General features: G+C 71.6%; 23 protein-coding genes. 17 read left to right on the top strand and 6 right to left on the bottom strand.

The annotated features are described in order from the left end of the window. Positions 1-71: 71 nt before the first annotated feature. The 3 genes from ACFY9V_RS27960 to ACFY9V_RS27950 form a co-directional block, all read right to left on the bottom strand. Positions 72-1136 carry a 2-oxoacid:ferredoxin oxidoreductase subunit beta gene (locus ACFY9V_RS27960; RefSeq protein ID WP_355340369.1) on the bottom strand — a complete coding sequence of 355 codons (1065 nt, stop codon included), beginning with the start codon at positions 1134-1136 and terminating at the stop codon, positions 72-74. Continuing rightward, complete coding sequence (locus ACFY9V_RS27955; RefSeq protein WP_391050402.1) at positions 1129-3084, bottom strand: 2-oxoacid:acceptor oxidoreductase subunit alpha; 1956 nt, start codon at positions 3082-3084, stop codon at positions 1129-1131. Before ACFY9V_RS27955 ends, ACFY9V_RS27960 begins: the two co-directional genes overlap by 8 nt. 206 nt (positions 3085-3290) lie before the next feature. Next, complete coding sequence (locus ACFY9V_RS27950; protein ID WP_355340363.1) at positions 3291-3950, bottom strand: response regulator transcription factor; 660 nt, start codon at positions 3948-3950, stop codon at positions 3291-3293. A gap of 159 nt (positions 3951-4109) precedes the next feature. Between ACFY9V_RS27950 and ACFY9V_RS27945 the strand changes: the two genes are divergently transcribed. Continuing rightward, positions 4110-5078: a zinc-binding dehydrogenase gene (locus tag ACFY9V_RS27945; protein ID WP_355340360.1), complete on the top strand. Its 969-nt coding sequence runs from the start codon at positions 4110-4112 to the stop codon at positions 5076-5078. 200 nt (positions 5079-5278) lie between these two features. Here the strand turns inward: ACFY9V_RS27945 and ACFY9V_RS27940 are convergent, their stop codons facing one another. Together ACFY9V_RS27940 and ACFY9V_RS27935 are read right to left on the bottom strand one after the other, a co-directional pair. Further along, positions 5279-6610 carry a sensor domain-containing protein gene (locus tag ACFY9V_RS27940; protein WP_391163473.1) on the bottom strand — a complete coding sequence of 444 codons (1332 nt, stop codon included), beginning with the start codon at positions 6608-6610 and terminating at the stop codon, positions 5279-5281. A gap of 213 nt (positions 6611-6823) precedes the next feature. Then, entirely contained in the window at positions 6824-8020 is a 1197-nt protein-coding gene (locus ACFY9V_RS27935; RefSeq protein ID WP_355340354.1) for a sensor domain-containing protein, read from the bottom strand. Positions 8021-8247: 227 nt separating this feature from the next. Here ACFY9V_RS27935 and ACFY9V_RS27930 point away from each other — a divergent pair, with 227 nt between their 5' ends. The 16 genes from ACFY9V_RS27930 (at position 8248) to ACFY9V_RS27855 (ending at position 23384) form a co-directional block, all read left to right on the top strand. After that, on the top strand, positions 8248-8637 hold the full coding sequence (locus ACFY9V_RS27930; protein ID WP_188283994.1) for an NADH-quinone oxidoreductase subunit A: 390 nt from the start codon (positions 8248-8250) through the stop codon (positions 8635-8637). Beyond that, a complete protein-coding gene (locus ACFY9V_RS27925; RefSeq protein ID WP_355340351.1) occupies positions 8628-9236 on the top strand; it encodes an NADH-quinone oxidoreductase subunit B family protein in 609 nt (202 codons plus the stop codon). Before ACFY9V_RS27930 ends, ACFY9V_RS27925 begins: the two co-directional genes overlap by 10 nt. Next, positions 9233-10738, top strand: a complete 1506-nt coding sequence (locus ACFY9V_RS27920) for an NADH-quinone oxidoreductase subunit C (RefSeq protein ID WP_391163470.1) — start codon at positions 9233-9235, stop codon at positions 10736-10738. Before ACFY9V_RS27925 ends, ACFY9V_RS27920 begins: the two co-directional genes overlap by 4 nt. Continuing rightward, positions 10731-11693 (top strand): NADH-quinone oxidoreductase subunit H, encoded by a 963-nt coding sequence (locus tag ACFY9V_RS27915; protein ID WP_391163468.1) that lies wholly within the window; start codon positions 10731-10733, stop codon positions 11691-11693. The genes ACFY9V_RS27920 and ACFY9V_RS27915 overlap by 8 nt, the downstream gene beginning before the upstream one ends. A 1-nt stretch (position 11694) precedes the next feature. Beyond that, complete coding sequence (locus ACFY9V_RS27910) at positions 11695-12303, top strand: 4Fe-4S binding protein (protein WP_391163466.1); 609 nt, start codon at positions 11695-11697, stop codon at positions 12301-12303. Next, complete coding sequence (locus ACFY9V_RS27905) at positions 12303-12986, top strand: NADH-quinone oxidoreductase subunit J (protein WP_391163553.1); 684 nt, start codon at positions 12303-12305, stop codon at positions 12984-12986. Before ACFY9V_RS27910 ends, ACFY9V_RS27905 begins: the two co-directional genes overlap by 1 nt. Continuing rightward, positions 12986-13417 (top strand): NADH-quinone oxidoreductase subunit NuoK, encoded by a 432-nt coding sequence (gene nuoK, locus ACFY9V_RS27900; RefSeq protein WP_391163465.1) that lies wholly within the window; start codon positions 12986-12988, stop codon positions 13415-13417. The genes ACFY9V_RS27905 and nuoK overlap by 1 nt, the downstream gene beginning before the upstream one ends. Further along, positions 13414-15408, top strand: a complete 1995-nt coding sequence (locus ACFY9V_RS27895) for an NADH-quinone oxidoreductase subunit L (RefSeq protein ID WP_391163463.1) — start codon at positions 13414-13416, stop codon at positions 15406-15408. Before nuoK ends, ACFY9V_RS27895 begins: the two co-directional genes overlap by 4 nt. A 7-nt stretch (positions 15409-15415) precedes the next feature. Beyond that, on the top strand, positions 15416-16981 hold the full coding sequence (locus tag ACFY9V_RS27890; protein WP_355340330.1) for an NADH-quinone oxidoreductase subunit M: 1566 nt from the start codon (positions 15416-15418) through the stop codon (positions 16979-16981). Further along, positions 16981-18573 (top strand): proton-conducting transporter membrane subunit, encoded by a 1593-nt coding sequence (locus tag ACFY9V_RS27885; protein WP_391163461.1) that lies wholly within the window; start codon positions 16981-16983, stop codon positions 18571-18573. Before ACFY9V_RS27890 ends, ACFY9V_RS27885 begins: the two co-directional genes overlap by 1 nt. A gap of 196 nt (positions 18574-18769) precedes the next feature. Then, on the top strand, positions 18770-19627 hold the full coding sequence (htpX, locus tag ACFY9V_RS27880) for a zinc metalloprotease HtpX (protein WP_188284004.1): 858 nt from the start codon (positions 18770-18772) through the stop codon (positions 19625-19627). Continuing rightward, positions 19624-20016, top strand: coding sequence for a YccF domain-containing protein (locus ACFY9V_RS27875; protein WP_391163459.1), 393 nt, complete (start codon positions 19624-19626; stop codon positions 20014-20016). The genes htpX and ACFY9V_RS27875 overlap by 4 nt, the downstream gene beginning before the upstream one ends. 146 nt (positions 20017-20162) lie before the next feature. After that, positions 20163-21068 (top strand): MarR family transcriptional regulator, encoded by a 906-nt coding sequence (locus tag ACFY9V_RS27870; RefSeq protein WP_355340319.1) that lies wholly within the window; start codon positions 20163-20165, stop codon positions 21066-21068. Between the two features lie 146 nt (positions 21069-21214). Further along, positions 21215-21670 carry a peroxiredoxin gene (locus tag ACFY9V_RS27865; RefSeq protein ID WP_355340316.1) on the top strand — a complete coding sequence of 152 codons (456 nt, stop codon included), beginning with the start codon at positions 21215-21217 and terminating at the stop codon, positions 21668-21670. Between the two features lie 134 nt (positions 21671-21804). Further along, positions 21805-22470 (top strand): hemerythrin domain-containing protein, encoded by a 666-nt coding sequence (locus tag ACFY9V_RS27860; protein WP_355340313.1) that lies wholly within the window; start codon positions 21805-21807, stop codon positions 22468-22470. 194 nt (positions 22471-22664) lie between these two features. Continuing rightward, positions 22665-23384 carry a hypothetical protein gene (locus tag ACFY9V_RS27855; protein ID WP_391163457.1) on the top strand — a complete coding sequence of 240 codons (720 nt, stop codon included), beginning with the start codon at positions 22665-22667 and terminating at the stop codon, positions 23382-23384. A 135-nt stretch (positions 23385-23519) separates the two neighbouring features. Here the strand turns inward: ACFY9V_RS27855 and ACFY9V_RS27850 are convergent, their stop codons facing one another. Beyond that, positions 23520-25001, bottom strand: a complete 1482-nt coding sequence (locus tag ACFY9V_RS27850) for a putative T7SS-secreted protein (RefSeq protein ID WP_391163455.1) — start codon at positions 24999-25001, stop codon at positions 23520-23522. Between the last annotated feature and the right edge of the window lies 1 nt (position 25002).

The following is a 25002-nucleotide window of genomic DNA, read 5'->3' as shown; positions in this document are numbered from 1 at the left end:
CGGGAGAGACGGACGAGGGCGGGGCGCGCACCGATGAGGGTGCGCGCCCCGCCCTTGTGCGGTCCCGTGCCTCAGCCGACGACGGTCCAGGTGTCCCGCCCGGTCAGCAGCCCGGCGAGGTCGCCCTTGCCCTGCTGCACCACGGCCTTTTCGAGCTGGTCCGACATCTCCGTGTCGTACACCGGGCGCGTCACGTCCCGCAGCACACCGATCGGCGTGTGGTGGAGCGTGTCGGCGTCCGCCAGCCGCGACAGCGCGAAAGCGGTCGTCGGGGACTGGGTGTGCGCGTCGTGGACGAGCACTCCCGCGCTGCCCTCCACGGTCACGTCGATCACCTTCAGGTCACCGGTCGCCGGGTCGCGTACGACGCCCTTCGAACCGAGTCCGTCCTCGGCGGGGGCGCCGAAGCGGATCGGCTGCCCCTGCTCCAGCCGGATCACGGCGTCCTGCGCGGTCTCGCGCTCCTTCAGGACGTCGAAGGCGCCGTCGTTGAAGATGTTGCAGTTCTGGTAGATCTCCACCAGCGCCGTGCCCTCGTGCTCGGCCGCCGCCCGCAGCACCGACTGGAGGTGCTTGCGGTCGGAGTCGATCGTGCGGGCCACGAAGGACGCCTCGGCGCCGATCGCCAGCGACACCGGGTTGAAGGGCGCGTCCAGCGAACCCATCGGCGTCGACTTGGTGATCTTGCCGACCTCGGAGGTGGGGCTGTACTGACCCTTGGTGAGCCCGTAGATCCGGTTGTTGAACAGCAGGATCTTCAGGTTCACATTGCGCCGCAGCGCGTGGATCAGGTGATTGCCGCCGATGGAGAGCGCGTCGCCGTCACCGGTGACGACCCACACGCTCAGGTCGCGGCGCGAGGCGGCGAGCCCCGTCGCGATGGCCGGGGCGCGGCCGTGGATGGAGTGCATGCCGTAGGTGTTCATGTAGTACGGGAAGCGGGACGAGCACCCGATCCCGGACACGAACACCACGTTCTCGCGGGCCAGGCCCAGCTCCGGCATGAAGGACTGGACGGCGGCCAGGATCGCGTAGTCCCCGCAGCCCGGGCACCAGCGCACCTCCTGGTCCGACTTGAAGTCCTTCATGGACTGCTTCGCCTCGGCCTTGGGCACCAGCGACAGCGCCTCAATCATTCGCACTCTCCTCCACGAGGGCCTTCGCGAGCTGTTCCGACTTGAACGGCAACCCGGTGACCTGCGTGTACGAACGGGCGTCGACCAGATACTTGGCGCGCAGCAGGTGGGCGAGCTGGCCGAGGTTCATCTCGGGCACCACGACCTTGTCGTACGCCCGCAGGACCTCACCGAGGTTGGCCGGGAAGGGGTTGAGATGGCGCAGATGGGCCTGCGCGATCGTGCCGCCCTCGCGCCGGATGCGGCGCACGGCCGCGGTGATCGGCCCGTACGTCGAACCCCAGCCGATGACCAGGGTCCGCGCGGCGCCCTCCGGGTCGTCCACGATCAGGTCGGGCACCTTGATGCCGTCGACCTTGGCCTGCCGGGTGCGGGTCATGAAGTCGTGGTTGGCCGGGTCGTACGAGATGTTGCCGGTGCCGTCCTGCTTCTCGATGCCGCCGATGCGGTGTTCGAGGCCGGGCGTGCCGGGCACCGCCCACGGGCGGGCCAGCGTCTCCGGGTCGCGCAGATACGGCCAGAAGTCCTCGGTGCCGTCCTCGGCCGTGTGGTTGGGCCCGGTCGCGAATTGCACCCGCAGGTCGGGCAGGTCCTGGACGTCGGGTACCCGCCACGGCTCCGAGCCGTTGGCGAGATAGCCGTCGGAGAGCAGGAAGACCGGGGTGCGGTACGTGACCGCGATCCTGGCCGCCTCCAGCGCCGCGTCGAAGCAGTCCGCCGGGGTGCTGGGCGCCACGATCGGCACCGGCGCCTCGCCGTTGCGCCCGTACATCGCCTGGAGCAGGTCGGACTGCTCGGTCTTGGTGGGCAGCCCGGTCGAGGGGCCGCCGCGCTGGATGTCGATGATCAGCAGCGGCAGCTCCAGGCTGACGGCGAGCCCGATCGTCTCCGACTTCAGCGCCACACCGGGACCCGAGGTGGTGGTGAGGGCCAGCGACCCGCCGAAGGACGCGCCGAGCGCCGCGCCGATCGCGGCGATCTCGTCCTCGGCCTGGAAGGTGCGGACGCCGAAATTCTTGTGCTTGGACAGCTCGTGCAGGATGTCGGAGGCCGGGGTGATCGGGTACGAGCCGAGGAAGAGCGGCAGTTCGCTCTGCCTGCTCGCGGCGATCAGGCCGTACGACAGCGCCAGATTCCCGGAGATGTTGCGGTAGGTGCCCGCGGGGAAGGCGCTGGAGGCGGGCTGCACCTCGTAGTTGACCGCGAAGTCCTCGGTGGTCTCGCCGAAGTTCCAGCCCGCGCGGAAGGCCGTGACATTGGCCTCCGCGATGTCCGGCTTCTTGGCGAACTTCCTGCGGAGGAAGGACTCGGTGCCCTCGGTCGGCCGGTGGTACATCCACGACAGCAGGCCGAGCGCGAACATGTTCTTCGCCCGTTCGGCGTCCTTGCGCGCCAGGCCGCTGTCCTTGAGCGCCTCGACGGTGAGCGTCGTCAGCGGCACCGGGTGGATCGCGTACGCCTCCAGGGACCCGTCGTCCAACGGGTTGGCGGCGTATCCGACCTTCGCCATCGCGCGCTTGGTGAACTCGTCGGTGTTGACGATGATCTCGGCGCCGCGCGGGAGGTCGGCGACGTTCGCCTTCAGCGCGGCCGGGTTCATCGCGACCAGCACGTCGGGCGCGTCGCCGGGCGTGAGGATGTCGTGGTCAGCGAAGTGGAGCTGGAACGACGACACGCCCGGCAGGGTGCCTGCGGGGGCCCGGATCTCGGCCGGGAAGTTCGGCAGCGTCGAGAGATCGTTCCCGAAGGACGCGGTCTCCGAGGTGAAACGGTCCCCGGTGAGCTGCATTCCGTCCCCGGAGTCACCGGCGAACCGGATGATCACCCGGTCGAGGCGTTTCGTCTCTTTCGCCGGTTTGCGCTGTTCGCCCAGGACATCGCCGATCACCGGCGGATGCGCGGGCTGCTCCGTGGGCACGGGGCTGCTGCTGCTGACCTGGCTGGTCACTGAAACGGACCTCCCTAGAGGCGGCGGCTCACCGGTCATCGTACGTCGGTAAGGGTCGCCTTCCCCGTACGTCCCGGAATGTGGATGCGGGAGCGCGGCCCCGACCTGCGGACTGCCGGACATGTGTGTGGCATGTGCATGTAACGGAGCGGTGCCCGTGGGGCCCGCGCCGTCAGGCGTCTGCTGTGAGACAGAGTGTCAACAGATCAGGAGTTCAGATAGGTGAGCACCGCCAGGACACGACGGTGATCCCCGTCACTCGGCGCCAGGCCCAGCTTCAGGAAGATGTTGCTGACGTGCTTCTCCACCGCGCCGTCGCTCACCACGAGCTGCTTGGCCACCGCCGAATTCGTCCGGCCCTCCGCCATCAGCCCCAGCACCTCGCGCTCGCGCGGCGTCAGCCCCGCCAGCACGTCCTGCTTGCGGCTGCGGCCCAGGAGCTGCGCGACCACCTCGGGGTCCAGCGCCGTGCCGCCCTCGGCGACCCGCACCACCGCGTCCACGAACTCGCGGACCTCGGCCACCCGGTCCTTGAGCAGATACCCCACCCCGCGGCTGCTGCCCGCCAGCAGCTCGGTCGCGTACTGCTCCTCCACGTACTGCGACAGCACCAGCACGCCCACGCCGGGGTGGTCCCGGCGCAGCTGCACCGCCGCCCGCACCCCCTCGTCGGTGTGCGTCGGCGGCATCCGTACGTCCGCCACCACCACGTCGGGGGCCGCGCCCTCGTCCGCCAGCTCCCGTACGACCTTGATCAGCGCCTCGGCGTCACCGACGCCGGCCACCACATCGTGACCGCGATCGGTCAGCAATCGGGTCAGTCCCTCCCGAAGCAGCACCGAATCCTCGGCGATGACCACCCGCACCCTGTCCTCCACCCGTTCCAGCCCCCCACATCCGACCCTGTCTTCCCCAGCATCCCAGCAACGACGCGCTGATGGGGAATACGGTTCCGGTGGGCAAGGTTGCGCCCGGAAGGTCGGCGGGGGTCGCGCGTCAGCGGCTCACAGGCAAGAGGAGAGCGTGTGCGCGCGGTCGGATTCGACGTCAACGGTGGCCCGGAAGTGCTCCGGCCGGTGGAAATCCCCGTCCCGGAACCGGGCCCCGGGCAGGTGCTGATCCAGGTCGCGTACGCGGGCGTCAACCACGGCGAGGTGCTGCACCGGCTCGGCGACTACGGTCCGCCGGACGGGATCGCCGTGCCCGGCCTCGAGGTCTCCGGCGAGATCGCCGCGCTCGGCGCGGGCGTCACCGGGCTCGCCGTCGGCGACCCCGTCGCCGCCTATCTGCCCGACGGCGGCGGATACGCCGAATACGCGGTCGCGCCCGCCGACTTCGCCTTCCCGCTCGACGGGATCTCCCTCCGGGACGGGGGCGGGGCGGCGCTCGTCCTCACCACCGCGTACGGGGTGCTCGCCGGGGCCGCGCGGCTCACCGCGGGGGACACCGTCCTCATCCACGCCGCCGCGGGCGGGGTCGGCTCGGTCGCCGCGCAGATCGCCCGCGCGCTGGGGGCCGCCGCCGTGTACGGGACGGTCCGCACGGCCGAGAAGGCCGAGTACGCGAAACGTTTCGGCTACGACGCGGTGCTGCTGCGCGAGACCTTCGCCGAGGAGCTGGCCGCCGCCCGCACCGAGATCGACGTGCTGCTCGACCCCATCGGCGGGGGGACGCGGCTGGCCGGGCTCTCCCTTCTGGCGCCCTTCGGCCGTCTGGTCGCCTACGGCGAGGCCGCCCGGCAGCCCGACCTCACGCTGCCGGTGCTCCCCTTCTCCGAGCGCAACCGCGCTCTCACCGGCTACTCCATCCACGACCTCGCGCTCCGCGCCCCGGCCGTTCTGCGCGGCCACGCCCTCGCCGCCCTGTCCCTCCTGGCCTCCGGAGCCATTCGGCTCGACATCACCGCCGAGTTGTCGCTTGCCGCGGCCTTCCAAGCCCATCAAGCCCTCCAGGCCGGCACCAACCGCGGCAAAGTCCTCCTCACCCTGACCTAGCCGCCCCCTGCCGGGCGGACGCCGATCTCTCAGGGGCGCGGCCCCGGTGGGGCAGACGCGGTTGTTTTCGGGCTGAAAGCCCGGTGGGGGCTGGTCGCGCAGTTCCCCGCGCCCCTGAAAAGATCGGCGGACCGCCTCTTGGAGGGGCGAGCCGTTTTGGGCGGGGCGCGGGGAGGGGTAAGGGGACCGGCCCGGAGGGGTTAGACGCGCCAGGGGAGTTCGGTGGTGATGTGGGTGGGGCCACCGGGCGGCGAGGCCACGGCGAGGACACCGTCGACGGAGTCGAGCCGCTCGGCGAGCCCGGCGAGCCCGGACCCACCGGACACGGCGGCGCCCCCGCGCCCGTTGTCGGACACCTGCATCATGAGCCGGTCACCGACCCGCCACACCTCCACGGTCGCGCGCGAAGCGCCACTGTGCTTGCTGACGTTCTGCAGCAGCTCGGACACCGTGAAGTAGGCGATGCCCTCAATGGCCGGCACCGGCCGCGCCGGCAAATCGACGGTCACGGCGACCGGCACGGTGCAGCGCGACGCGACCGACGACAGGGCCGCGTCCAGCCCGCGGTCGGTGAGGATCGCCGGGTGGATGCCCCGCGCCAGATCCCGCAGCTCCTGAAGCGCGATCTTCACCTCCCCGTGCGCCTCCTCGACCATCACGGCCCCGGCCGACGGATCTTCGAGCAGCTTCTCCTTGGCCAGGCCCAGGTCCATCGCCAGCGCCACCAGCCGCGCCTGCGCCCCGTCGTGCAGGTCGCGCTCGATGCGCCGCAGGTCCGCCGCCGCCGTGTCGACCACGACCCCGCGGTCCGACTCCAGCTCGGTGACCCGCTCCGCCAGCCGCGAAGGCCCGAGCAGACCGCTCACCAGAATCCGGTCCACGTGCGCCATGCCCCGGTAGACCCACGGGCTGCTCAGCACGAGCGCGCCGCCGACCACGACGCACAGCAGCATGTCGGCCGGGGTGTGCAGCCACCAGCCGTGCCCGTGCCCGTCGCCGTACATCTGGAGGCCGTCCTGCCCGAAGTAGACCGGGAAGACCCAGCGCCACAGCGGATACGTCAACAGGCCCCAGCCGTACGTGAAGAAGCTGATGGCGACGGAGAAGGTGAAGATCCCCCACGGGAAGTGGATCAGGGTGTAGGCGGCGTGCCGCCAGTTGACGCCGCTGCCGAGCTGCGCACCGAGCCGGGACAGGAAACCGCCGTTCCTGCCGCGCACCGGCCGCGGGTCCTCCACGTCCAGCCAGAGCAGCGACCGCGCGCGGGCCCGCTCCACGGCGCCGATCGCGCGGCAGCCGCCGAGCGCGAGCACGAGCACCGGCAGCCCGATGAAGGTGACCAGCAGCCCGGCGCCGAGCGAGAACATCGTCACGGTCCAGACGAAGCCGACGATGCACATCGGCAGATTGATCAGCAGGTAGGCGAACTCGCGCCAGGCGCGTGCCTCGACCGGCGCGCGCAGCGCCGTCGGCAGGCGGTGCTCGCGCTCGCGCTCGTGCGCGCGCTCGGCGGGCGGGAAGCCGTAAGCCATGGTCGGTCCGTCCTCTCTGCTTTTCTCTGTGACTCCATGCTGGCTGGTGCGTGCACCCATCCCCATGGTGCGGATCGGCGTCTTGGGGGTGGGGCTAGCCCCACCGCCCCGGCTTCCGCGCTCAGCGCCCCGCCCGGTGCTTGACTCCGCTCAGCGCTTGGCCGCGCTCAGCGCCCCGCTCGGTGCTTGACTCCGCTCAGCGCCTGGCTCCGCTCAGCGCCTGGCCCCGGCCTTGCGGAACTCCCGGTCGCGCCACGGCAGTTCGGCCGTGACCACGGTCGGCCCCGCCTCCGGTGAGCTGACCACGAAGAGCCCGTCCACCGACCGCAGCCGTTCGCCGAGCCCGGCCAGACCCGTACCGCCCGACACGTCCGCGCCGCCGCGCCCGTCGTCCCGTACCTGCACCATCAGCCGGTCGTCGGCGCGCCACACGTCCACCGAGGCGTGCCGTGCCCTGCTGTGCTTGCTGACGTTCTGCAACAGCTCGGAGACCGTGAAGTACGCGATCCCCTCGATCGCCTCCGCGGGCCGCGCGGGCAGGTCCACGGTCACCGCGACCGGCACCGTGCAGCGCGACGCGACCGACGACAGGGCCGCGTCCAGGCCGCGGTCGGTGAGGATCGCCGGATGGATGCCGCGCGCCAGATCCCGCAGCTCCTGAAGGGCCACCTTCACCTCGCCGTGCGCCTCGCCCACCATCTTGGCCGCCGCCTCCGGGTCCTCCAGCAGCTTCTCCTTGGCCAGGCCCAGGTCCATCGCCAGCGCCACCAGCCGCGCCTGCGCCCCGTCGTGCAGGTCGCGCTCGATCCGCCGCAGGTCCGCCGCCGCCGTGTCGACCACGACCCCGCGGTCCGACTCCAGCTCCTCGATCCGCCGCTCCAGCTCGTCCGACGGCTGGAGCAGCCCGCGGACCATCGCCCGGTCGACCATCGTCAGCCCGCGCGCCAGGAACGGCAGCACCGGCCACAGCACGAACAGCGAGACCAGCGTCAAAGTGAAGGTGAGGATGCCCCACGGCAGCCGGATGCCGTAATAGAGGGCGTGCCGCCACGCCACCGGGTCCTTCAGCGACGCCCACAGCCACGGCAGGAAACCGAAGGTGCCCCGCTTCAGCGGGCGCGGCTCGTCGATGTGCACGCCCAGCAGGTCGCGCGCCCGGCTCCGCTCCACCCGCCCCAGCAAACGGCACCCGGCGAGTCCGTACGCCAGCAGGGGCAACCCGATCACCGTCACCGACAGGCCGAGGCCCACCGTCACGACCGTCACGACGTAGACGAAGCCGATGATCGACACCGGCAGATTCAGCAGCAGATACCCGATCTCCCGCCACGTCACGCGGTCGTACGCGAAGCGCACGGGTGGCAGCGGGGCGGGGGCGGCGGGCTGACGGGACGCGGGCGAGGTGTTCATGAGTCCAGCCTGCCGGGGAAGCGGCGGGGCGCGCCATGGGGTGCGTAGGTCAGGCGGCGGTGGGGTTATCCCCCGGTACGGGCGAGGGCGTGCGACGGGGCCGCCGCCGATGCGCGCACCGGTGCCCGCACGGGGGGCGTGCGCCTGTGAGGCCAGGGCCTAGACTCCCTCCCGTATAGATCGTCTAAAGAGATCCACAAGGATCGCTGGACACCACCGGTCAACGAGTGAACGAGGGGCGGACGGACGTGGACTACTTCCACGGCTACTCGGTCGTCGGCCTGGTCGCGGTCGTCGGTGTGCTCTTCGTGACCGTCGCCTTCGCGTCCGGCCGCCTGCTGCGGCCCGTCGTGCCGACGCGCGAGAAGATGCTCACGTACGAGTGCGGGGTCGACCCGGTCGGCGAGGGCTGGGCGCACACCCAGGTCAAGTACTACGTGTACTCCTTCCTCTACGTCATCTTCGCGGTCGACGCGATCTTCCTGTTCCCGTGGGCCACGGTCTTCGCCGCGCCCGGCTTCGGCGCGACGACGCTGGTGGAGATGTTCGTCTTCATCGGCTTCCTCGCGATCGGGCTGCTCTACGCATGGAAGAAGGGCGTCCTCGAATGGACGTGAACCCGCAGGCGATTCCCGAGGCCCCTGCGCAGGACCTTCCCGAGCCGCGCCGTCTCGGCGTGCTGTCCCGGCTGGCGCCGGAGCCGATGAAGGTGGTGCTCAACTGGGGCCGCCGCTACAGCCTGTGGGTCTTCAACTTCGGCCTCGCCTGCTGCGCCATCGAGTTCATCGCCGCGTCGATGTCCCGGCACGACTTCATCCGGCTGGGCGTCATCCCCTTCGCGCCGGGACCGCGCCAGGCCGACCTCATGGTCGTCTCCGGCACCGTCACCGACAAGATGGCGCCCGCCGTCAAGCGCCTGTACGAGCAGATGCCCGAGCCGAAGTACGTCATCTCCTTCGGCGCGTGCTCCAACTGCGGCGGCCCCTACTGGGACTCGTACTCCGTCACCAAGGGTGTCGACCAGATCATCCCCGTCGACGTCTACGTGCCCGGCTGCCCGCCGCGCCCCGAAGCGCTCCTCCAGGGCATCCTCAAGCTCCAGGAGAAGATCGCGCGCGAGTCGCTGGCGGAGCGGTACGGCTCCGCCGCGGGCCCGCGCCCGTCCGTCGCCGCCTTGACGAGCGGCCTCGTCACTCCGCCGGAGGGGCCGAGGTGACCGGTTGGCTGCCGCGGGAGGCCGCGGAGATCTTCGGCGAGGGCGCCGTCGCGCAGGAGGCGTACGACCTCCTGACCGTCGATGTGCCGGCCGGTGAGTGGGTCGCCTCGCTCACGGCCGCGCGGGACGCGCTCGGCTGCACGTACTTCGACTGGCTGAGCGCCGTCGACGAGCCCGGCACCGGCTTCCGGGTCTGCGCGCACGTCGTCGCGCTGGACGGCGGCGTCCGGCGGCTGCTGCTGCGGACGACCGTGCCGCACGACGCGCCCGTCCTCGCCACCGCCACCGGCGTCTACGCGGGCGCGGCGTGGCACGAACGCGAGACCCACGAGATGTTCGGCGTCGACTTCACCGGGCACCCGGGCCTCGCGCCCCTCCTGCTCCCCGACGAGTTCGAGGGGCACCCTCTCCGCAAGGACTTCGTCCTCGCCGCCCGCGTCGCCAAGGCGTGGCCCGGTGCCAAGGAGCCCGGCGAGTCCCACGACGGCGGCCCCAAGCGCCGCCAGATGCAGCCCCCCGGCGTCCCCGACCCCAACGACTGGGGCCCCCAAAAAGGCCAACTCCCCCCGCCCCCCGCCCGCCCCGCCCGCGGCCCCCGCCCAACGGCCTCCCCGGCCGACCGCCCGGCGCGTACAACCCCGTCGGCCGACCGCCCGGCCCGCCGCACCCGCAGCGTGACCGAAGGCTCCACCAGCCAAACCCCTGCCGGGGCCCCCTCCGGCCACACCCCCGCGCCCCCACGCAAGCGCGTCCCCGACGCCCCATGGGAACAACCCCCAACCGCCACCCCCGCGGGGCGCGGCGACGCTGCGCCGACCAAGAAGCCCACCGCAAGCGAACCGCCCGCCCCAGGCGGCACCCCTGCTGCGGTCAGCGAGCCCGCCGCTGGCGGCAGTTCCGCCAGTGGCGGCGAGCCCGCGCCCTCTGAGACGCCCGCTGCGAGCGAACCGCCCGCCGCAGGCGAGAGGCCCACCGCAGGTGGCACCCCTGCCGGGGGTGGCGAGCCCGCGCCGTCAAAGAAGCCCGCAGCAGGAGGCAGTTCGGCCGGGGGCGGCGAGCCTGCTGCGAGCGAGCCGTCCGCCGCAGGCGAGGGGCCCACCGCAGGTGGCACCCCAGGCCGGGGTAGCGAGCCCGCGTCGTCCGACGAGCCCGCCGCAGGCGAACCGCTCGCTGCGAGCGAACCGCCCGCCGCAGGTGGCACCCCAGGCCGGGGTAGCGAGCCCGCGTCGTCCGACGAGGCCGCCGCAGGCGAATCGCCCGCTGCAAGCGAGGGGCCCGCCGCAGGCGAGAAGCCCACCGCAGGTGGCACCCCCGCTCGGGGTGGTGAGCCCGTGTCGTCCGACGAGGCCGCCGCAGGCGAGACGCCCGCTGCAAGCGAACCGCCCGCTGCGAGCGAGAAGCCCGTCGCAGGTGGCACTCCCGGTCGGGGTGGGGGGTCCGCGTCGTCTGATGAGCGCGCCGCAGGCGAAGACGGTGGGCGGGGAGGTGAGGGACGTGGGTGACGTGGTGGACGTCGGGCTGCGGCTTGTGGGCGTGCTCGTTGTGTTCCTGGTGTTTCCGCTGGTGGTGGGGCAGGCGGAGCACAAGGTGATGGCGCATATGCAGGGCCGATTGGGGCCGATGTATGCGGGCGGGTTCCACGGGTGGGCCCAACTGGTGGCGGACGGAGTGAAGTTCGCGCAGAAGGAAGACGTGGTTCCGGCCGACGCGGACCGGCGGATCTTCCAACTCGCCCCCGCCGTCGCGCTCCTGCCCTACCTCGTCGTGCTGATCGCGATCCCGGTGGGACCGCACGGCTTCGTCGGCCAGGCCCTGGACGCGGGCCTGATCTTCGTCCTGGCCATGATGGGCATCGGCGTGCTCGGCTCGCTGATGGCGGGCTGGGCGTCGGCGAACAAGTTCTCCCTGCTCGGCGGCCTGCGCACGGCGGCGCAACTGATGGCGTACGAACTGCCGATGCTGCTCACCGCCGCGTCGGTCGCGATGGCGGCGGGCACGCTGTCACTGCCGGTCATCGTGGGGGAGTACCACTGGTGGTGGACCCCCTGGCAGCTCATCGGCGGCCTCGTGTTCTTCACGGCGGGCCTCGCCGAGCTGCAACGGCCCCCGTTCGACATGCCGGTGGCCGACTCCGAGATCATCTTCGGCGCGTACACCGAATACACCGGCCTGCGCTTCGCCCTGTTCCTGCTCGCCGAGTACGCGGGCATCGTCGTGCTGTGCGCCCTGACCACGGTGCTGTTCCTCGGCGGCTGGCACGGCCCCTGGTCCGGCAGCGTCGGCTGGCTGTGGACGCTGGTCAAGACCGGCCTCCTGGCCTTCGTCGTGATCTGGCTGCGGGTCAGCTACCCGCGCCTTCGCGAGGACCAGCTCCAGAAACTCGCCTGGACCGTACTCATCCCGCTCGCCCTCGCCCAGATCGCCCTGACCGGCGTCGTCAAGGTGGTGATCTCCTAGCATGGCCATCCCCGGAACCGGCCTCGCCAAGGGCCTGGCCGTCACCCTGCGGACGATGACGAAGCGTTCCGTCACCGACCAGTACCCGGACGCGCTGCCCGCACTCCCGCCGCGCTCGCGCGGTGTGATCGCGCTGTTCGAGGAGAACTGCACGGTCTGCATGCTGTGCGCCCGCGAGTGCCCCGACTGGTGCATCTACATCGACTCCCACAAGGAGACGACACCGGCCGCCGCCCCCGGCGGGCGCGAGCGCAGCCGCAATGTGCTGGACCGCTTCGCCATCGACTTCTCGCTGTGCATGTACTGCGGCATCTGCATCGAGGTGTGCCCCTTCGACGCGCTGTTCTGGTCGCCGGAGTTCGAGTACGCCGAGACCGACATCCTCGAACTCACCCACGAGCGCGACAAGCTGCGCGACTGGATGTGGACGGTGCCCGCGCCTCCCGCGCTCGACCCGGCCGCCGAGGAACCCAAGGAGATCGCCGCCGCCCGCAAGGCCGCCGACAAGGTCATCGCTGCCCAGGCCCAGGCAGAAGCCCAGGCCCAGGCCCCGACGGCGGCCGACCCGGCGACCGAAGGACCCTCCGCGCCGGGGGAGGGCGACTCGTGATCGTCCACGAAACCATCCACAGCCAGGGCGGCTTCCTCTCGCCCACCGGCGTCGAGATCGCCTTCCTCCTCATCGGCCTCGTCACCCTCGGCGCGGCCGTCCTGACCGTCACCACCCGGCAGCTCGTGCACGCGGCCCTGTGGCTGGTCGTCGCCCTCGGCGGCCTCGCCGTCGAATACCTGCTGCTCACGGCCGAGTTCATCGCCTGGGTGCAGGTGCTGATCTACGTCGGCTCCGTCGTCGTCCTCCTGCTGTTCGGACTGATGCTGACCAGAGCGCCCATCGGCCGCTCGCCGGACGCCGACTCCGAGAACCGCTGGGTCGCCCTCGGGGTCGCCGTCGCCGCCGCGGTCACCCTGGTGTGGGTGGTCGTGGACGCCTTCCGCTCCACCTGGATCGACCTGCACGGCGTGGTCCAGGGCTCCTCGCACGCCACCGGGCAGACCCTGTTCCGCTTCTGGGTGCTGCCCTTCGAGGCGCTGTCGGTGCTGCTGCTCGCCGCCCTCGTCGGCGCGATCGTCCTCTCCCGCCGCGAGACCGCCGAGGACCGCGCGGGCACCGGGACCGCGAAGGACACCGGGACCGCTAAGGGCGCCGGGACCGGCACGGGCGGCCGCACCCCCACCGGCACCCCCACCGGCAGCCCCAGCGGCACCCCCACCGGCCAGGGCAAGGAGAACTGATGCACCTCGTCTACCCGGCCGTCCTCGCCGCCCTCCTCTTCTGCGTCGGTGTCTACGGCGTCCTCGCCCGCCGCAACGCGATCCTCGTCCTGATGTCCGTCGAGCTGATGCTCAACGCCGTCAATCTCAACCTGGTCGCCTTCGACGTGTGGCTGCGCGACACCCTCCACTCCGGCCAGGCCCTCACCCTGTTCACCATCACGATCGCCGCCGCCGAGATCGGTCTCGGCCTGGCGATCGTGCTGCTCGTGTACCGCAACCGCGGCAGCTCCGACATCGACCGGCTCACCGACCTCGCCGAGCCGCCCGAGCACGCGTCAGCCGAGCACGCATCAGCCGAGCACGCATCAGCCGAGCACGCGTCGTCCGAGCACACCGCGTCCGACCCGGACGGCACGGCCGCCGACAAGAAGGCCGAGGCCGCCGCGTGACCCTGACCGCCCTTGCCGCGCTCGTCCCCCTCCTGCCCTTCCTCGGCGCGGTCACCGGACTCCTGCTCGGCCGGCGCGCACCCGGCTTCGTACGCCCGCTGGCCGTACTGCCCACCGCCACCGCCTTCGTGCTGGCCGCGGTCGTCGCCGCCCGCCAGGGCACCGGCGCGCCGACCGACGCCGTCCACAAGCTCACCGACACCGGCTCCGCGCCCGTCTACCTCGCCCTGCACCTGGACGGCTTCGCGGTCCTGATCGCCGTCCTCGTCGGCCTCGTCGCCACCTGCGTCCAGCTCTACTCCACCGCCTATCTGCGCGACGACCCGCGCTATCCCTCGTACGCCGCCCTCGTCTCGCTGTTCACCGCCGCCATGTTCCTGGTCGTCTACTCGGGCGACCTGATGGTGCTGCTGGTCGGCTGGGAGATCATGGGCATCTGCTCGTACTTCCTGGTCGGGCACTACTGGGAGACCGAGGCCGCCAGGACGGCGTCGATCAAGGCGTTCCTGGTCACCAAGCTCGGCGACGTCCCCTTCCTCATCGGGGTGTTCGCGCTCGCCGCCGACGCCGGGACCTTCCGGATCAGCGGCATCCTCTCCGCCGCGGCGGACGGCCGGCTCCACCACCCCACGGTGATGGCGCTGCTGCTGCTCGCCGGGGTCGCGGGCAAGTCCGCGCAGTTCCCGCTGCACACCTGGCTGCCCGACGCGATGGCCGGTCCCACCCCGGTCTCCGCGCTGATCCACGCCGCCACCATGGTCGCCGCCGGCATCTATCTGGTGGCCAGGCTGCTGCCGGTGTTCACCGCGTCCGCCGCCGCGCTGGCCGTCCTCGCCGTGATGGCCGCCGTCACCATGATCGGCTCGGGCCTGGCCGCCCTCGCCCAGGACGACATCAAACGCGTGCTGGCGTACTCCACCATCGGCCAGCTCGGCTACATGGCGGGCGCCCTGGCCGTCGCCGACCGCGACGCCGCCGTTTTCCACCTCCTGTCGCACGGCGCCTTCAAGGCGCTGCTCTTCCTCGGCGCGGGCGTCGTTATCCACGCGGCGGGCACCAACTCGCTCACCGCGATGTCCCGCATGGGCTCGCTCGCCAAGCGCGTCCCCGACGCCATGTGGACGATGGGCATCGCCCTCGCCGCCCTCGCGGCCCTCCCTCCGCTGTCCGGCTTCTTCTCCAAGGAGTCCGTGCTGCGCGCCGCCGAGCACGCCTCGGCCGGGCACACCGCGCACGTCCCCTCGGCCGTCGGCTGGACCGTCTTCGTCGCGGGCCTGACCGCCGCCGTCCTGACCGCCGGATACGCCACCCGGCTGTTCCTGCTGGCTTTCCGCGGCAGCGGCCCCGAGGCCCCCGACCACGGCAGGCAGCCGGTCGTGATGACCTCCGTGCTGTGGGTGCTCGCCGTCCCCACCATCGCCTTCGGCGGCCTCGCCTACCGCGAGCTGCCCGACTGGTTCGGCGGCGCCCCGCTCGGCCCCACCCTGATCACCTCCGTCCTCGGCACCGGCCTGGCCCTGGTCGGCGTCCTGATCACCTACGGCGCCTGGAAGGCGGCCACCGCCACCCGGCTCGCCGTCCCCGTCGGAGCCGTCGTCACCGCCGACGGCGACCCCGGCGCGGAACCCGCCCTCGTCGAGGCCGAGGCCACCGCCACCCACGAGGCGATCTACGGCGACATCGCGTCCGCCGACGACCCGGGCGACCCCGGCCGTCTGCTGCTGGGCAGGCTGCACCGCCACGCGGCCCACGGCTTCCACCTCGACGCCCTCTACACCGCGCTGTTCGTCCGCCCGGTGCTGGCCGCCGCGCAACTCGTCCGCTTCCTGGACCGCGAGGTCATCGAGACCTACGTCCGCGGCGCGGGCGGCACCCCCCGGCTGCTCGGCGCGGCCGTCCGCAAGGCCCAGACCGGAAACGTCCAGACCTACCTCAGCGCGCTGCTGGCCGGTGCGGTCGTCCTCGCCGTCCTCGTCGCCGTCGGAGGCTGAGCCCGAAGTGAACGACACCGCCCTCCAGTACGTCCTCGCGGCACTCCTCGTGCTGCCGCTGCTCGGCGCGGTCGGCGCCCTGCTCCCGCCGCCGCCCGGCCTGAAGGGCCGTGACCCCGGCCAGGCCGTCCTGCGGCACGGCGTCACCGTCACCGGCGCCGTACTCGTCCTGGCGATCGTCCTCGCGGCCGGCTTCGACCACGACCACCCCGCCAGGACCCAGGCCACCACCGACCTCAACTGGATCCCCGCGCTCAAGATCCATCTCCACCTCGGCGTCGACGGCATCTCGCTCCCCCTCCTCGTCCTGACCGCGCTGCTGACCTTCCTCTGCGCGCTCTACAGCTACTTCAAAATGCCCGCGGGCCCCGGCCCCAAGGCGTTCGTCGCCCTGCTGCTGCTCCTGGAAGCGGGCACGCTGGCGACCTTCGCCGTGCTCGACCTGATGCTGTTCTTCCTCGCCTTCGAGACGGTCCTCATCCCGATGTACTTCCTCATCGCCCGCTGGGGCGGCGGGGACCGCGAGCGATCCGCACTGCGCTTCATCGTCTACACCCTCCTCGGCTCCGTGATCATGCTGCTCGGCCTGCTCCTCATCGGCGTGAAGGCGGGCACATTCGACATGGTGGCACTCGCCACTGACAACGGGTCATCACTCAGTCACTCCACGCAACTGATCGCGGTCCTCGCGATCGGCCTCGGCCTGGCCGTGAAGGCCCCGATGTGGCCGCTGCACAGCTGGCTGCCCGACGCCCACACCGCCGCCCCCACCGTCGGATCGGTGCTGCTCGCGGGCGTGCTGCTGAAGATGGGCACCTACGGCCTGGTCCGGATCGTCCTGCCGATGGCCCCCGACGGCATCCACACCTTCGCGCCCTACCTGGCCGCCTTCGCCGTCGTCGGCATCGTCTACGGCTCGCTCGCCTGCCTCGCGCTGGCCCGCCGGGGCAACGGCGGCGACCTCAAGCGGCTGATCGCGTACTCCTCCGTCGGCCACATGGGCTTCGTCCTGCTCGGCATCGCCTCCCTGACCCCCACCGGCGTCAACGGCGCGCTCTTCGCCAACATCGCCCACGGCCTCATCACCGGCCTGCTGTTCTTCCTGGTCGGCGCCCTGAAGGACCGATACGGCTCCAGCGACCTCGACACCCTCGCCGGCGCCACGGGAGCCGCGCTCTACGGCAAGGCGCCGCGCCTGGGCGGCCTGGTCGCCTTCGCCGCCGTCGCCTCCCTCGGACTGCCGGGCCTGGCCGGATTCTGGGGCGAGATGCTGTCGATGTTCGGCGCCTTCAAACCCGCCGCGGGCCTCAGCCGCCCCGCGTATCTGACCTTCACCGCCGTCGCCGCCTTCGGCACCCTGCTCACCGCCGCCTACCTGCTGGTCGTGGTCCGCCGGGTCTGCATGGGCGACCGCGAGACCGTCGACGCGCAGCCCGCGCTCGCCGACGTCCAGGCGTACGAATTCGCCGCCTGGACGCCGCTCGCCGCGCTCACCGTCCTGGCCGGACTGTGGCCCGCCGTCCTGCTCGGCCTCACCGATCCGGCCGTGCACACCCTCCTCGGAGGCAACTGATGCCGTCCCTCGTGCAGTCCGTCGACTGGACGGCGCTCGCCCCCGCCGCCATCCCGGCGGTCCTCGCCCTCGTCGTCCTGGTCGCCGACCTCTTCCTGCCCAAGGCCCGCAAGGAACTGCTGGCCTGGATCACCGTCGCGGGACTCGTCCTGGCCGCACTGGCCCTGATCCCGCTGCGGGCGGGCCGCCACGCCACCTTCTGCGTGACGGTCGTGCACCCCGGCACCGCCGCCGACCTCCCCGCGGGCGGCGGCGGGTGCTCGTACGCGGCCGACCACTTCACCCTGGTCATCCAGGCCCTGGTGCTCGGCGGCGCGCTGCTCACGGCCCTGCTGTCGGTCAACACCCAGGACGACCTCCCGGCGGGCGAGTACTGGTTCCTGCTGCTCGCCTCCGCCTCCGGCGCCGCGCTGCTGCCCGCCTCCCGCGACCTGGCGACCCTGATCGTCGCCCTCGAGGTCGCCACCCTGCCCGCCTTCGCGCTGGTCGGCCTGCGGCGCGGCGACAAGCTGTCCAGCGAGGCCGCGCTCAAGTTCTTCCTGTCCTCGGTGACCGCGACCGCCGTCTCGCTGCTCGGCATCAGCTTCGTCTACGCGGCCACCGGCACCATGCACCTGGCCGCCGTCGCCGACGGCCTCACGCACGCGCCCGCGCAACTCGTCACCGTGGCGAAGGTCGGCGCGGCCCTCACTCTGGTGGGGTTCGCCTTCAAACTCGCCGCGGCCCCCTTTCACTTCTGGGTGCCCGACACCTACGCGGGCGCGCCGCTGCCGGTCGCCGCGTATCTGTCGGTGGTCGGCAAGGCCGCCGGTTTCTCCGGCCTGATCCTGGTGTCGGTCATCGCCTTCAAGCCCTACCACGACGTGTGGGGCCCGGCCTTCGGCGTACTGGCCGCGCTCACCATGACCGTCGGCAACGTCGGCGCGCTCCGGCAGCGGCCCGGCGTGCCGCGCGGCGCCGTACGCCTGCTGGCCTGGTCGTCCATCGGTCAGGCGGGTTATCTGCTGGTGCCGCTGGCCGCCGCGTCCTCCGCCGCCGACCCGGCGCACGAGATCGGCACCACCGTCGCGTACGCCCTGATGTACGCGGTGGTGAACCTCGGCGCCTTCGCCGTGGCCGCCCTCGTCTCGCGCACCGCCCCGCAGGGCCGGCTCAGCGACTACCGGGGCCTGTACGCGACCCGCCCGCTGGCCGCCCTCGCGCTCGGCTTCTTCCTGCTGTGCCTGGCCGGACTGCCGCCGGGCGTCATCGGCCTGTTCGCCAAGGTCGCCGTCTTCTCCTCCGCCGTCGGCACCCAGCACGGCTGGCTCGCGGTGATCATGGCCGTCAACGTCGTCATCGCGCTCGTGTACTACCTGCGCTGGACGGCGCTGCTCTTCACCCGCCCCGAGGGCGCCCCCGAGCAATCCCCGAGCGCGGTCACGACCGGCGGCGCGAGCGGCGTCACGACCGGCGGCGCGCTCGCGGCCGTACCCGTCGCCCGTACGCCCGTCGGCCTCGTCGCCGCCATCACGCTGACCGCGCTGGCCGGGGTCGCACTGTCCGGCGCGCCGCAGCTCGTCCTGCGGTACGCGCAGGGCTCGCTGTTCTGACCGGGCCCTCCCTCCGGCCCTCTGACCAGCACGTCCGTCCCCGGCCCCGACCGGCCGGGGGCCGTATCCGTACGCCCCGCGCCGGTAGCGCTGCGTGCGCATAAGGGAACTAGCGGCGCTCGGGTGGCGTTGTTGTGGGCAGGAGGTTCTCCTAGGGGGAGAGGTTCCCCCCGACGCACACTTTGGAGGGCGCACCGTGCACCGCCGGCACAACGGGTTGAAGACCGCCGTACTCCTCGGCGGTCTGTCGGCCCTCATCCTGGTCATCGGCAGCTTCTTCGGCCGGACCGGACTCATCGTGGCCCTGGTCATCGCGGTGGGGACGAACGCGTACGCGTACTGGAACAGCGACAAGCTGGCTCTACGCGCGATGCGCGCCCGCCCCGTCAGCGAATTCGAGGCGCCCGAGCTGTACCGGATCGTGCGCGAGCTCTCGACCACCGCCCGCGAGCCCATGCCCCGGCTGTACATCTCGCCCACCGAGGCGCCGAACGCCTTCGCGACCGGCCGCAATCCGCGCAACGCGGCGGTCTGCTGCACCCAGGGCATCCTGGCCATCCTCGACGAGCGCGAGCTGCGCGGCGTCCTCGGCCACGAGCTGAGCCACGTCTACAACCGCGACATCCTCATCTCCTCGATCGCGGGCGCGCTCGCCTCCGTGGTGATGTTCCTGGTCAACTTCGCGTGGCTGATCCCGATCGGCCGCTCCGACGACGACGAGGGCCCCGGCATCCTCGGCATGCTGCTGCTGATGATCCTCGGCCCGCTGGCCGCCTCGGTCATCCAGTTGGCCGTCTCCCGCTCGCGGGAGTACGAGGCCGACGCCTCGGGCGCGCGCCTGACCGGCGACCCGCTGGCCCTGGCCTCCGCGCTGCGCAAGCTCGAAACGGGCACACAGCAGCGGCCCCTCGCGCCCGAACCGCGCCTGGAGACCGCCAGCCATATGATGATCGCCAGTCCATTCCGCGCGGGCGACGTCTCCAAGCTCTTCTCGACCCATCCCCCGATGGCAGAACGCATCTCCCGCCTCGAAGACATGGCAGGCCACCGGTGAAGACCATCCTGAACGTCATCTGGCTCATCCTCTGCGGTGTGTGGATGTTCCTCGGCTACGTCCTGGCAGGGGCAATCCTCTGCGTCACGATCATCGGCATCCCGTTCGGCATCGCCGCCTTCCGCATCGGCGTCTACGCGCTCTGGCCGTTCGGCTACACCGCGGTCGAGCGCCGGGACGCGGGCACGGGCTCCTTCGTCGGCAATGTGCTGTGGGTGATCCTCGCGGGCTGGTGGCTGGCCCTCGGCCACATCGTCACCGGCGTGCTGCTCTGCGTCACGATCATCGGCATCCCGTTCGGCATCGCCAACTTCAAGCTGATCCCGCTGTCGCTCATGCCCCTGGGCAAGGAGATCGTGCCGACCGACCGGCCGTTCGCCTCGCGCTGAGCGCCTTCCGGCCGTCCGCCGCGCCGAGCGCCTTCGGGCCGCCCCTCGGACCGAGTGCCTTCGGGCCGAGCGCCTTCCGGCCGTCCGCCGTACCTGACGGCCGGTCAGGTGGCCGTCCCTGCTACCCTCACCTGCGGAGGTGCCGGGTGGACGACTACGCGCTCAGTGTCGAGACGGCGGACGCCGAACTGCCGCCCGCCCTCGCCGTCTACGCGGCGCATCTTCTGCGCCGCGCACACATCCGTGCCAACCGGGTCGCCGATCACCTCGCCCCGGAGTTCGGCGTCGCGGCGGGCCAAGGCGCCTCAGGCGCGCGCGACTTCCAGATACTCGACGCGCTCGACGCCCCCGTCACGTACTCCCAGCAGGATCTCGGCGAGCGGCTCGGCATCAACCGCACCACCATGGTCAAGCTGATCGACCGGCTGGAGCAGGCGGGCCAGGTCACCCGCGCCCGCAACCCCGGCGACCGCCGCTCGTACGTCCTCGCCCTCACCGACGACGGCCGCAGCGCCGTCAAGGCCATGGAACCCGCGATGGCCGCGGGCGACGACCACCTCACCGCGGCCCTGACCGCCGCGGAACGCGTCCGCCTCGACGCGCTGCTGAGCACCCTGCTGGCCCGTACCCCGCCCGAGCGCGGTGTACGGCGTACGAGCCCGCTGATCGCCCAGGCCCACCATTTCGTACGGCGCCGGATCGAGGACGCGCTGACCGACGTCGGCCTCCAGGCGCGGCATTTCGGCGCGCTCACCGTCCTGGCCGACGAGGCGAGTTCGCAGCAGCGGCTCGCCCGGCGGCTCGGCATCAGCGAGCAGGCGATCCTCCAGATCGTCGACGACCTGGAGAGCGCGGGCCGGGTGGTGCGCGAGCGCGACCCGCGCGACCGGCGGCGGTACGCGCTGCGGCTGACCGACGCGGGGCGCGACGCGCTGGCCACCGCCCGGCGGGCCGTCGAGGCCGCCGAGACCGACATGGGCACGAGGCTCGGCACCGACGGCCGGGCGGAGTTGAAGGCGCTGCTCACGAAGATGCTGCGCGCGGACGTCTGACCACCGGCTGTCGCGCGCGGGCCGCCCGTACCGTTTCCGCCCCCGACGCCCCTCGCGGACCGTGTCCCCCGACCCGCATACCCGGCCCGCATCCCCGACCGCATTCCCGACCCGCATTCCCGACCGTATCCCACCGAGGAGACGTCATGGCCATTCTTCACGTCGGCGCCAAGGCACCGGACTTCACCCTTCCCGACCAGACGGGCAAGCCCGTCACGCTCAGCGATGTGCTGGGCGAGAAGGTCGTGGTGCTGTACTTCTACCCGAAGGACAACACCAGCGGCTGCACCACCGAGGCGTGCAGCTTCCGTGACAGCTACGAGAGCTTCACCGACGCGGGCGCCGAGGTGATCGGCGTCAGCTCCGACTCGGTCGAGACGCACGAGAAGTTCGCCGGCCGCCACGAACTGCCCTTCATCCTGCTCGCCGACACCGACAAGGCCGTCCGCAAGCAGTACGGCGCCACGAGCCTGGGCGTCGTGCCCGGCCGCGTCACCTTCGTCATCGACCGCGAGGGCGTCGTCCGGCACGCGTTCTCCTCGATGATGAACATCGGCGGGCACATCGGGGACGCGCTGAAGGTGGTCAAGGAGCTTCAGTAGCCGCTCGGTTCGGCTCGGAAATGGTTCAACTCACGGATAGATATGCGGATTGACGATTCGGCAGGCTGACTATAGCCTCGGTGTGGCGATTCCTCCTGATCCACTGGTTCACCTAGTTCCAGGGAGACACGTTGATGACCACTCCGCACCAGCCGGGCGAGACCGTCGATCTGACGATGATGTACGCCTTCCACGACGGACTGCGGCGCGACGTGGCGATCATCGCCAAGTCCGCCGCCGTCACGGGCGACGACCCGTCCCGGCTCACCGCCACCCACTTCGGGTGGGATCTGTTCAAGCGGTTCCTGACCATCCATCACACGGCCGAGGACGACGTCCTGTGGCCGAAGCTGCGCGGCCAGTTCGCCGACCGCCCCGACGACCTCGAACTCCTTGAGGCGATGGAGGCGGAACACGACCGGATCGACCCGCTGATCGCCGCGATCGACGCGGCGCTCGCCGACGAACAGGGCGGCCACACCGCCCTCGGCGACGCCGCCGACGCCTTCGCCACCGAACTGAACGCCCACCTCAGCCACGAGGAGAGCGACGCGCTGCCGCTCATCGAGCGCGAACTGTCCCCGGCCGACTGGGCCTTGTTCGCCGACAGCCAGCGCAATCAGATCGGCCTCGGCCTCGCGCCGCGCTACATCCCGTGGCTGCTCGACGGCGCCACCCCCGAGCGCGTCGCCGAAGTCCTGGCGATCTTTCCCCCGCCGCTGGCGGCCCAGTACCGCACGGCCTGGAAGCAGCAGTACGCCGAACTCAACCCGTGGGCGGCCGATTACGGCAAGCCGTGACGTACCGCGCCGTCGGTTCAGCCCCTCGGCCCGGATCGTCGCTTGAGCCCCTCGGTCCAGCCCTCGGTTCAGCCCGCGGTTCGGCCCTCGCTTGCGCCCGCGCTTGAGCCCGCGCCGCCGGAGACCCGCACTGCTAGGGTCGAACGCCGACGGCCGGACCCGATGGCCGCACCCACACCCGAGGGGGAATTCCCGTGCCTGCTGGGGCCTACGAGGGTGCGCCGCGCGACGGCGTGACGTACGAGGGCGTGACGCACGACGGGGTGACGTACGAGGGCGCGGTCGCGGAACCGGCGACGCGCGAGTGGTGCGCGCGGTCCCGCGGGCGGCTGCGGGCGCTGCTGATCGTCAGCGCCGCGGGCATCCCCGGCTGGGCCCTGGTCTTCGCCTTCCTCGACGTCTTCCTCGACATCGACGTCACCTGGCTCGCGTACGTCCTCATGACGGCCTCGATGCTCGGCCTCGGCTGGTGGGCCCTGATACAGCCCCGCTACAAGCGGTACTGGCGGGTCCTTCAGGTCTACCCCTGGCAGCGCCTGGACGGCGTCGCCCAAGTGGCCGATAACGGCGTGCCGTTCTTCCGGCTGCCCGTGCCCGACAACCCGGACAAGGACGTGAGCATCCGGGTCCGCTTCCCCGACGTCCGCCGCTGGCGGCGGGTGCTCGGAGAGAACGCCAAGCGCGAGGTCTGGTTCGCGGGCGACCCCAGGATCGGGGGAGTGCTCGCGCTGCCGGGGCCGCGCGGGGTGAGCCTGGTCAGGCAGGGCGGGGCCGCCGGAGCCGCCGAGCGGACCGATGAGGCCCGCGGCGGCGGCCCGGCGATCCGGGACATCGGCGATGAGGCGCTGCGCCGGGCGCGGGCCGCCGGTTTCGGCGACCCGCGGTACGACGTGGCCGTACGGCGCGGCTCGTAGCGGTCGCGGGCCCCGGTCTGTCCGGCCTCTGGTCTGTCCGGCCTCTGGTCTGTCCGGCCCCCGGTCCGTCCGGCCCCCGGTCTGTCCGGCTCCTGGCGGTGAACCGGACCCGGCCCGCTCGGGTGAACCTCCCGCTCAGTGCCGGCCGGTGCGGTAGCCGCCGCCCGAGTTGCCGAAGCCGGTGAGCGTGCCGAAGCCGATGTTCTCGATGGTGAAGTCCTTGCCGAAGACCGTGCTCTTGACGGTCTCCTTCGTCACCGACGTCACCAGCCCCTTCGTGGCGCCGATGAGCGTCTTTCCGCGCTGCGTCAGGCCGTTCATGTCCATCGACAGGTGGCCCAGCGCCCGGCGTTCGGCGCCCGACATCGCGGAGATCGGGCCGCTGTAGTAGAGCCGGGGGATCTTGGCGAAGCCCTTGTCGACCAGCGGGGAGAGCCCGGCGCCGATGGTGTTGCCCGCGACGTTGGCCAGGAAGTTCTTCTTGACGTTCGTCCAGCCGCCGTTCATGGCGTCCTTGAGGGTGTCCTTGCCCAGGCCCTTGGCGAAGCCGAAGGCGACCTTGCGGAATCCGCTGAGGTCTTCGCCGTACTTCCACACCTTGATGACGTTCTGGTACTTCCGCTCGGCCTGGAGGATCTTCACCGCCCACTTCAGCTTGCCGATCTCACCCGCCTTGACCAGCATGCTGACCTTGCCCATCACCGGGATGCAGTCCAGCGCGGCGAACAGCAGATCGCCCCAACCCGCCTTGCCCTGAATGAATTTCACCAAGGTGTCGGCGAAGACCAGCAAGGCCGCGGCCAGCACGATCCAGGCCAGCGGGCCGCCGATGAACAGCAGCAGGATGCCGCCGATGGCGACGATCACCTTGAGGATCGGGAGGATGACGCTCCACGCCTTGACCAGGAAGTCCCCGAGCTTCTGGTACCACTTCTTGTTGTGGATGCCGACGTCGGAGGCGTGGTCGAGGTCCTTCTTGAGGACATCCACCGCCGTGCCGTGGTTGGTCCCGGCGTCCTGCGCCTTCTTGCGCAGCTCGGCCAACTGCTGCTGAATCCCGGAGACCTGGCCCGCGACCTGGTCCTTGTGGGCGTCGGCCTGCTGGGCGTTGCGGACCGCCTGACGGACCTTGTCCGGGTCGGGCGGCGGTACGTTCCCGCCGGCGCTTCCGGCTGACCCCTTGGAGCCGTCGAGCTTCGCCTTGGCGTCGCCCGCCGTGGTCGCGTCGACCTGCGCGCGGGCCAACTCGGTCTGCTTGGCGGCCAGATCGTTGCGCAACAGGCGCGCCTGGGACAACGCGCCGTCAGCGGTGGACTGTTCGGTCTCCACCGAGTCGGCGAAGGTCACCAAGGCGTCGCCGGCCGCGCCGTAGGAGTCGTGGAGCTTGCCCAACTGTCCAGGCAGCTTGCCTATTTGACCGCGGAATGCCTCGGCGGCCTTGCCGTTCCACTCGGCGAGCGCCTGGTCCTTGGCCGCGCTGCTGAGCAGCGAGTGCACGGTCGCCACGTCCTCGGCGAAGGCCTGGAAGCGCCTGCCCTCGGCCCTGATCTCGTAGACGTCACCGGGAGTCGGGTCGCTGTCGAGGTCGAGATTGTGCCAGTCGGTGGGTCGGGTCACG

The organism is Streptomyces sp. NPDC008317, from assembly GCF_042955955.1.
Taxonomy (GTDB): Bacteria; Actinomycetota; Actinomycetes; order Streptomycetales; family Streptomycetaceae; genus Actinacidiphila.
Note: the sequence above shows the minus strand (reverse complement) of the source record. Positions and strands in the feature narration are given on the sequence as shown.

Excerpts from the sequence above, each read along its gene's own strand:
- ACFY9V_RS27860 (WP_355340313.1), top strand. The coding sequence starts at position 21,805 with ATGACCACTCCGCACCAGCCGGGCGAGACCGTCGATCTGACGATGATG.
- nuoK (WP_391163465.1), top strand. The coding sequence starts at position 12,986 with ATGCACCTCGTCTACCCGGCCGTCCTCGCCGCCCTCCTCTTCTGCGTC.
- ACFY9V_RS27910 (WP_391163466.1), top strand. The coding sequence starts at position 11,695 with ATGGCCATCCCCGGAACCGGCCTCGCCAAGGGCCTGGCCGTCACCCTG.
- ACFY9V_RS27865 (WP_355340316.1), top strand. The coding sequence starts at position 21,215 with ATGGCCATTCTTCACGTCGGCGCCAAGGCACCGGACTTCACCCTTCCC.
- ACFY9V_RS27925 (WP_355340351.1), top strand. The coding sequence starts at position 8,628 with ATGGACGTGAACCCGCAGGCGATTCCCGAGGCCCCTGCGCAGGACCTT.
- ACFY9V_RS27885 (WP_391163461.1), top strand. The coding sequence starts at position 16,981 with ATGCCGTCCCTCGTGCAGTCCGTCGACTGGACGGCGCTCGCCCCCGCC.
- ACFY9V_RS27935 (WP_355340354.1), bottom strand. The coding sequence starts at position 8,020 with ATGAACACCTCGCCCGCGTCCCGTCAGCCCGCCGCCCCCGCCCCGCTG.
- ACFY9V_RS27960 (WP_355340369.1), bottom strand. The coding sequence starts at position 1,136 with ATGATTGAGGCGCTGTCGCTGGTGCCCAAGGCCGAGGCGAAGCAGTCC.
- ACFY9V_RS27940 (WP_391163473.1), bottom strand. The coding sequence starts at position 6,610 with ATGGCTTACGGCTTCCCGCCCGCCGAGCGCGCGCACGAGCGCGAGCGC.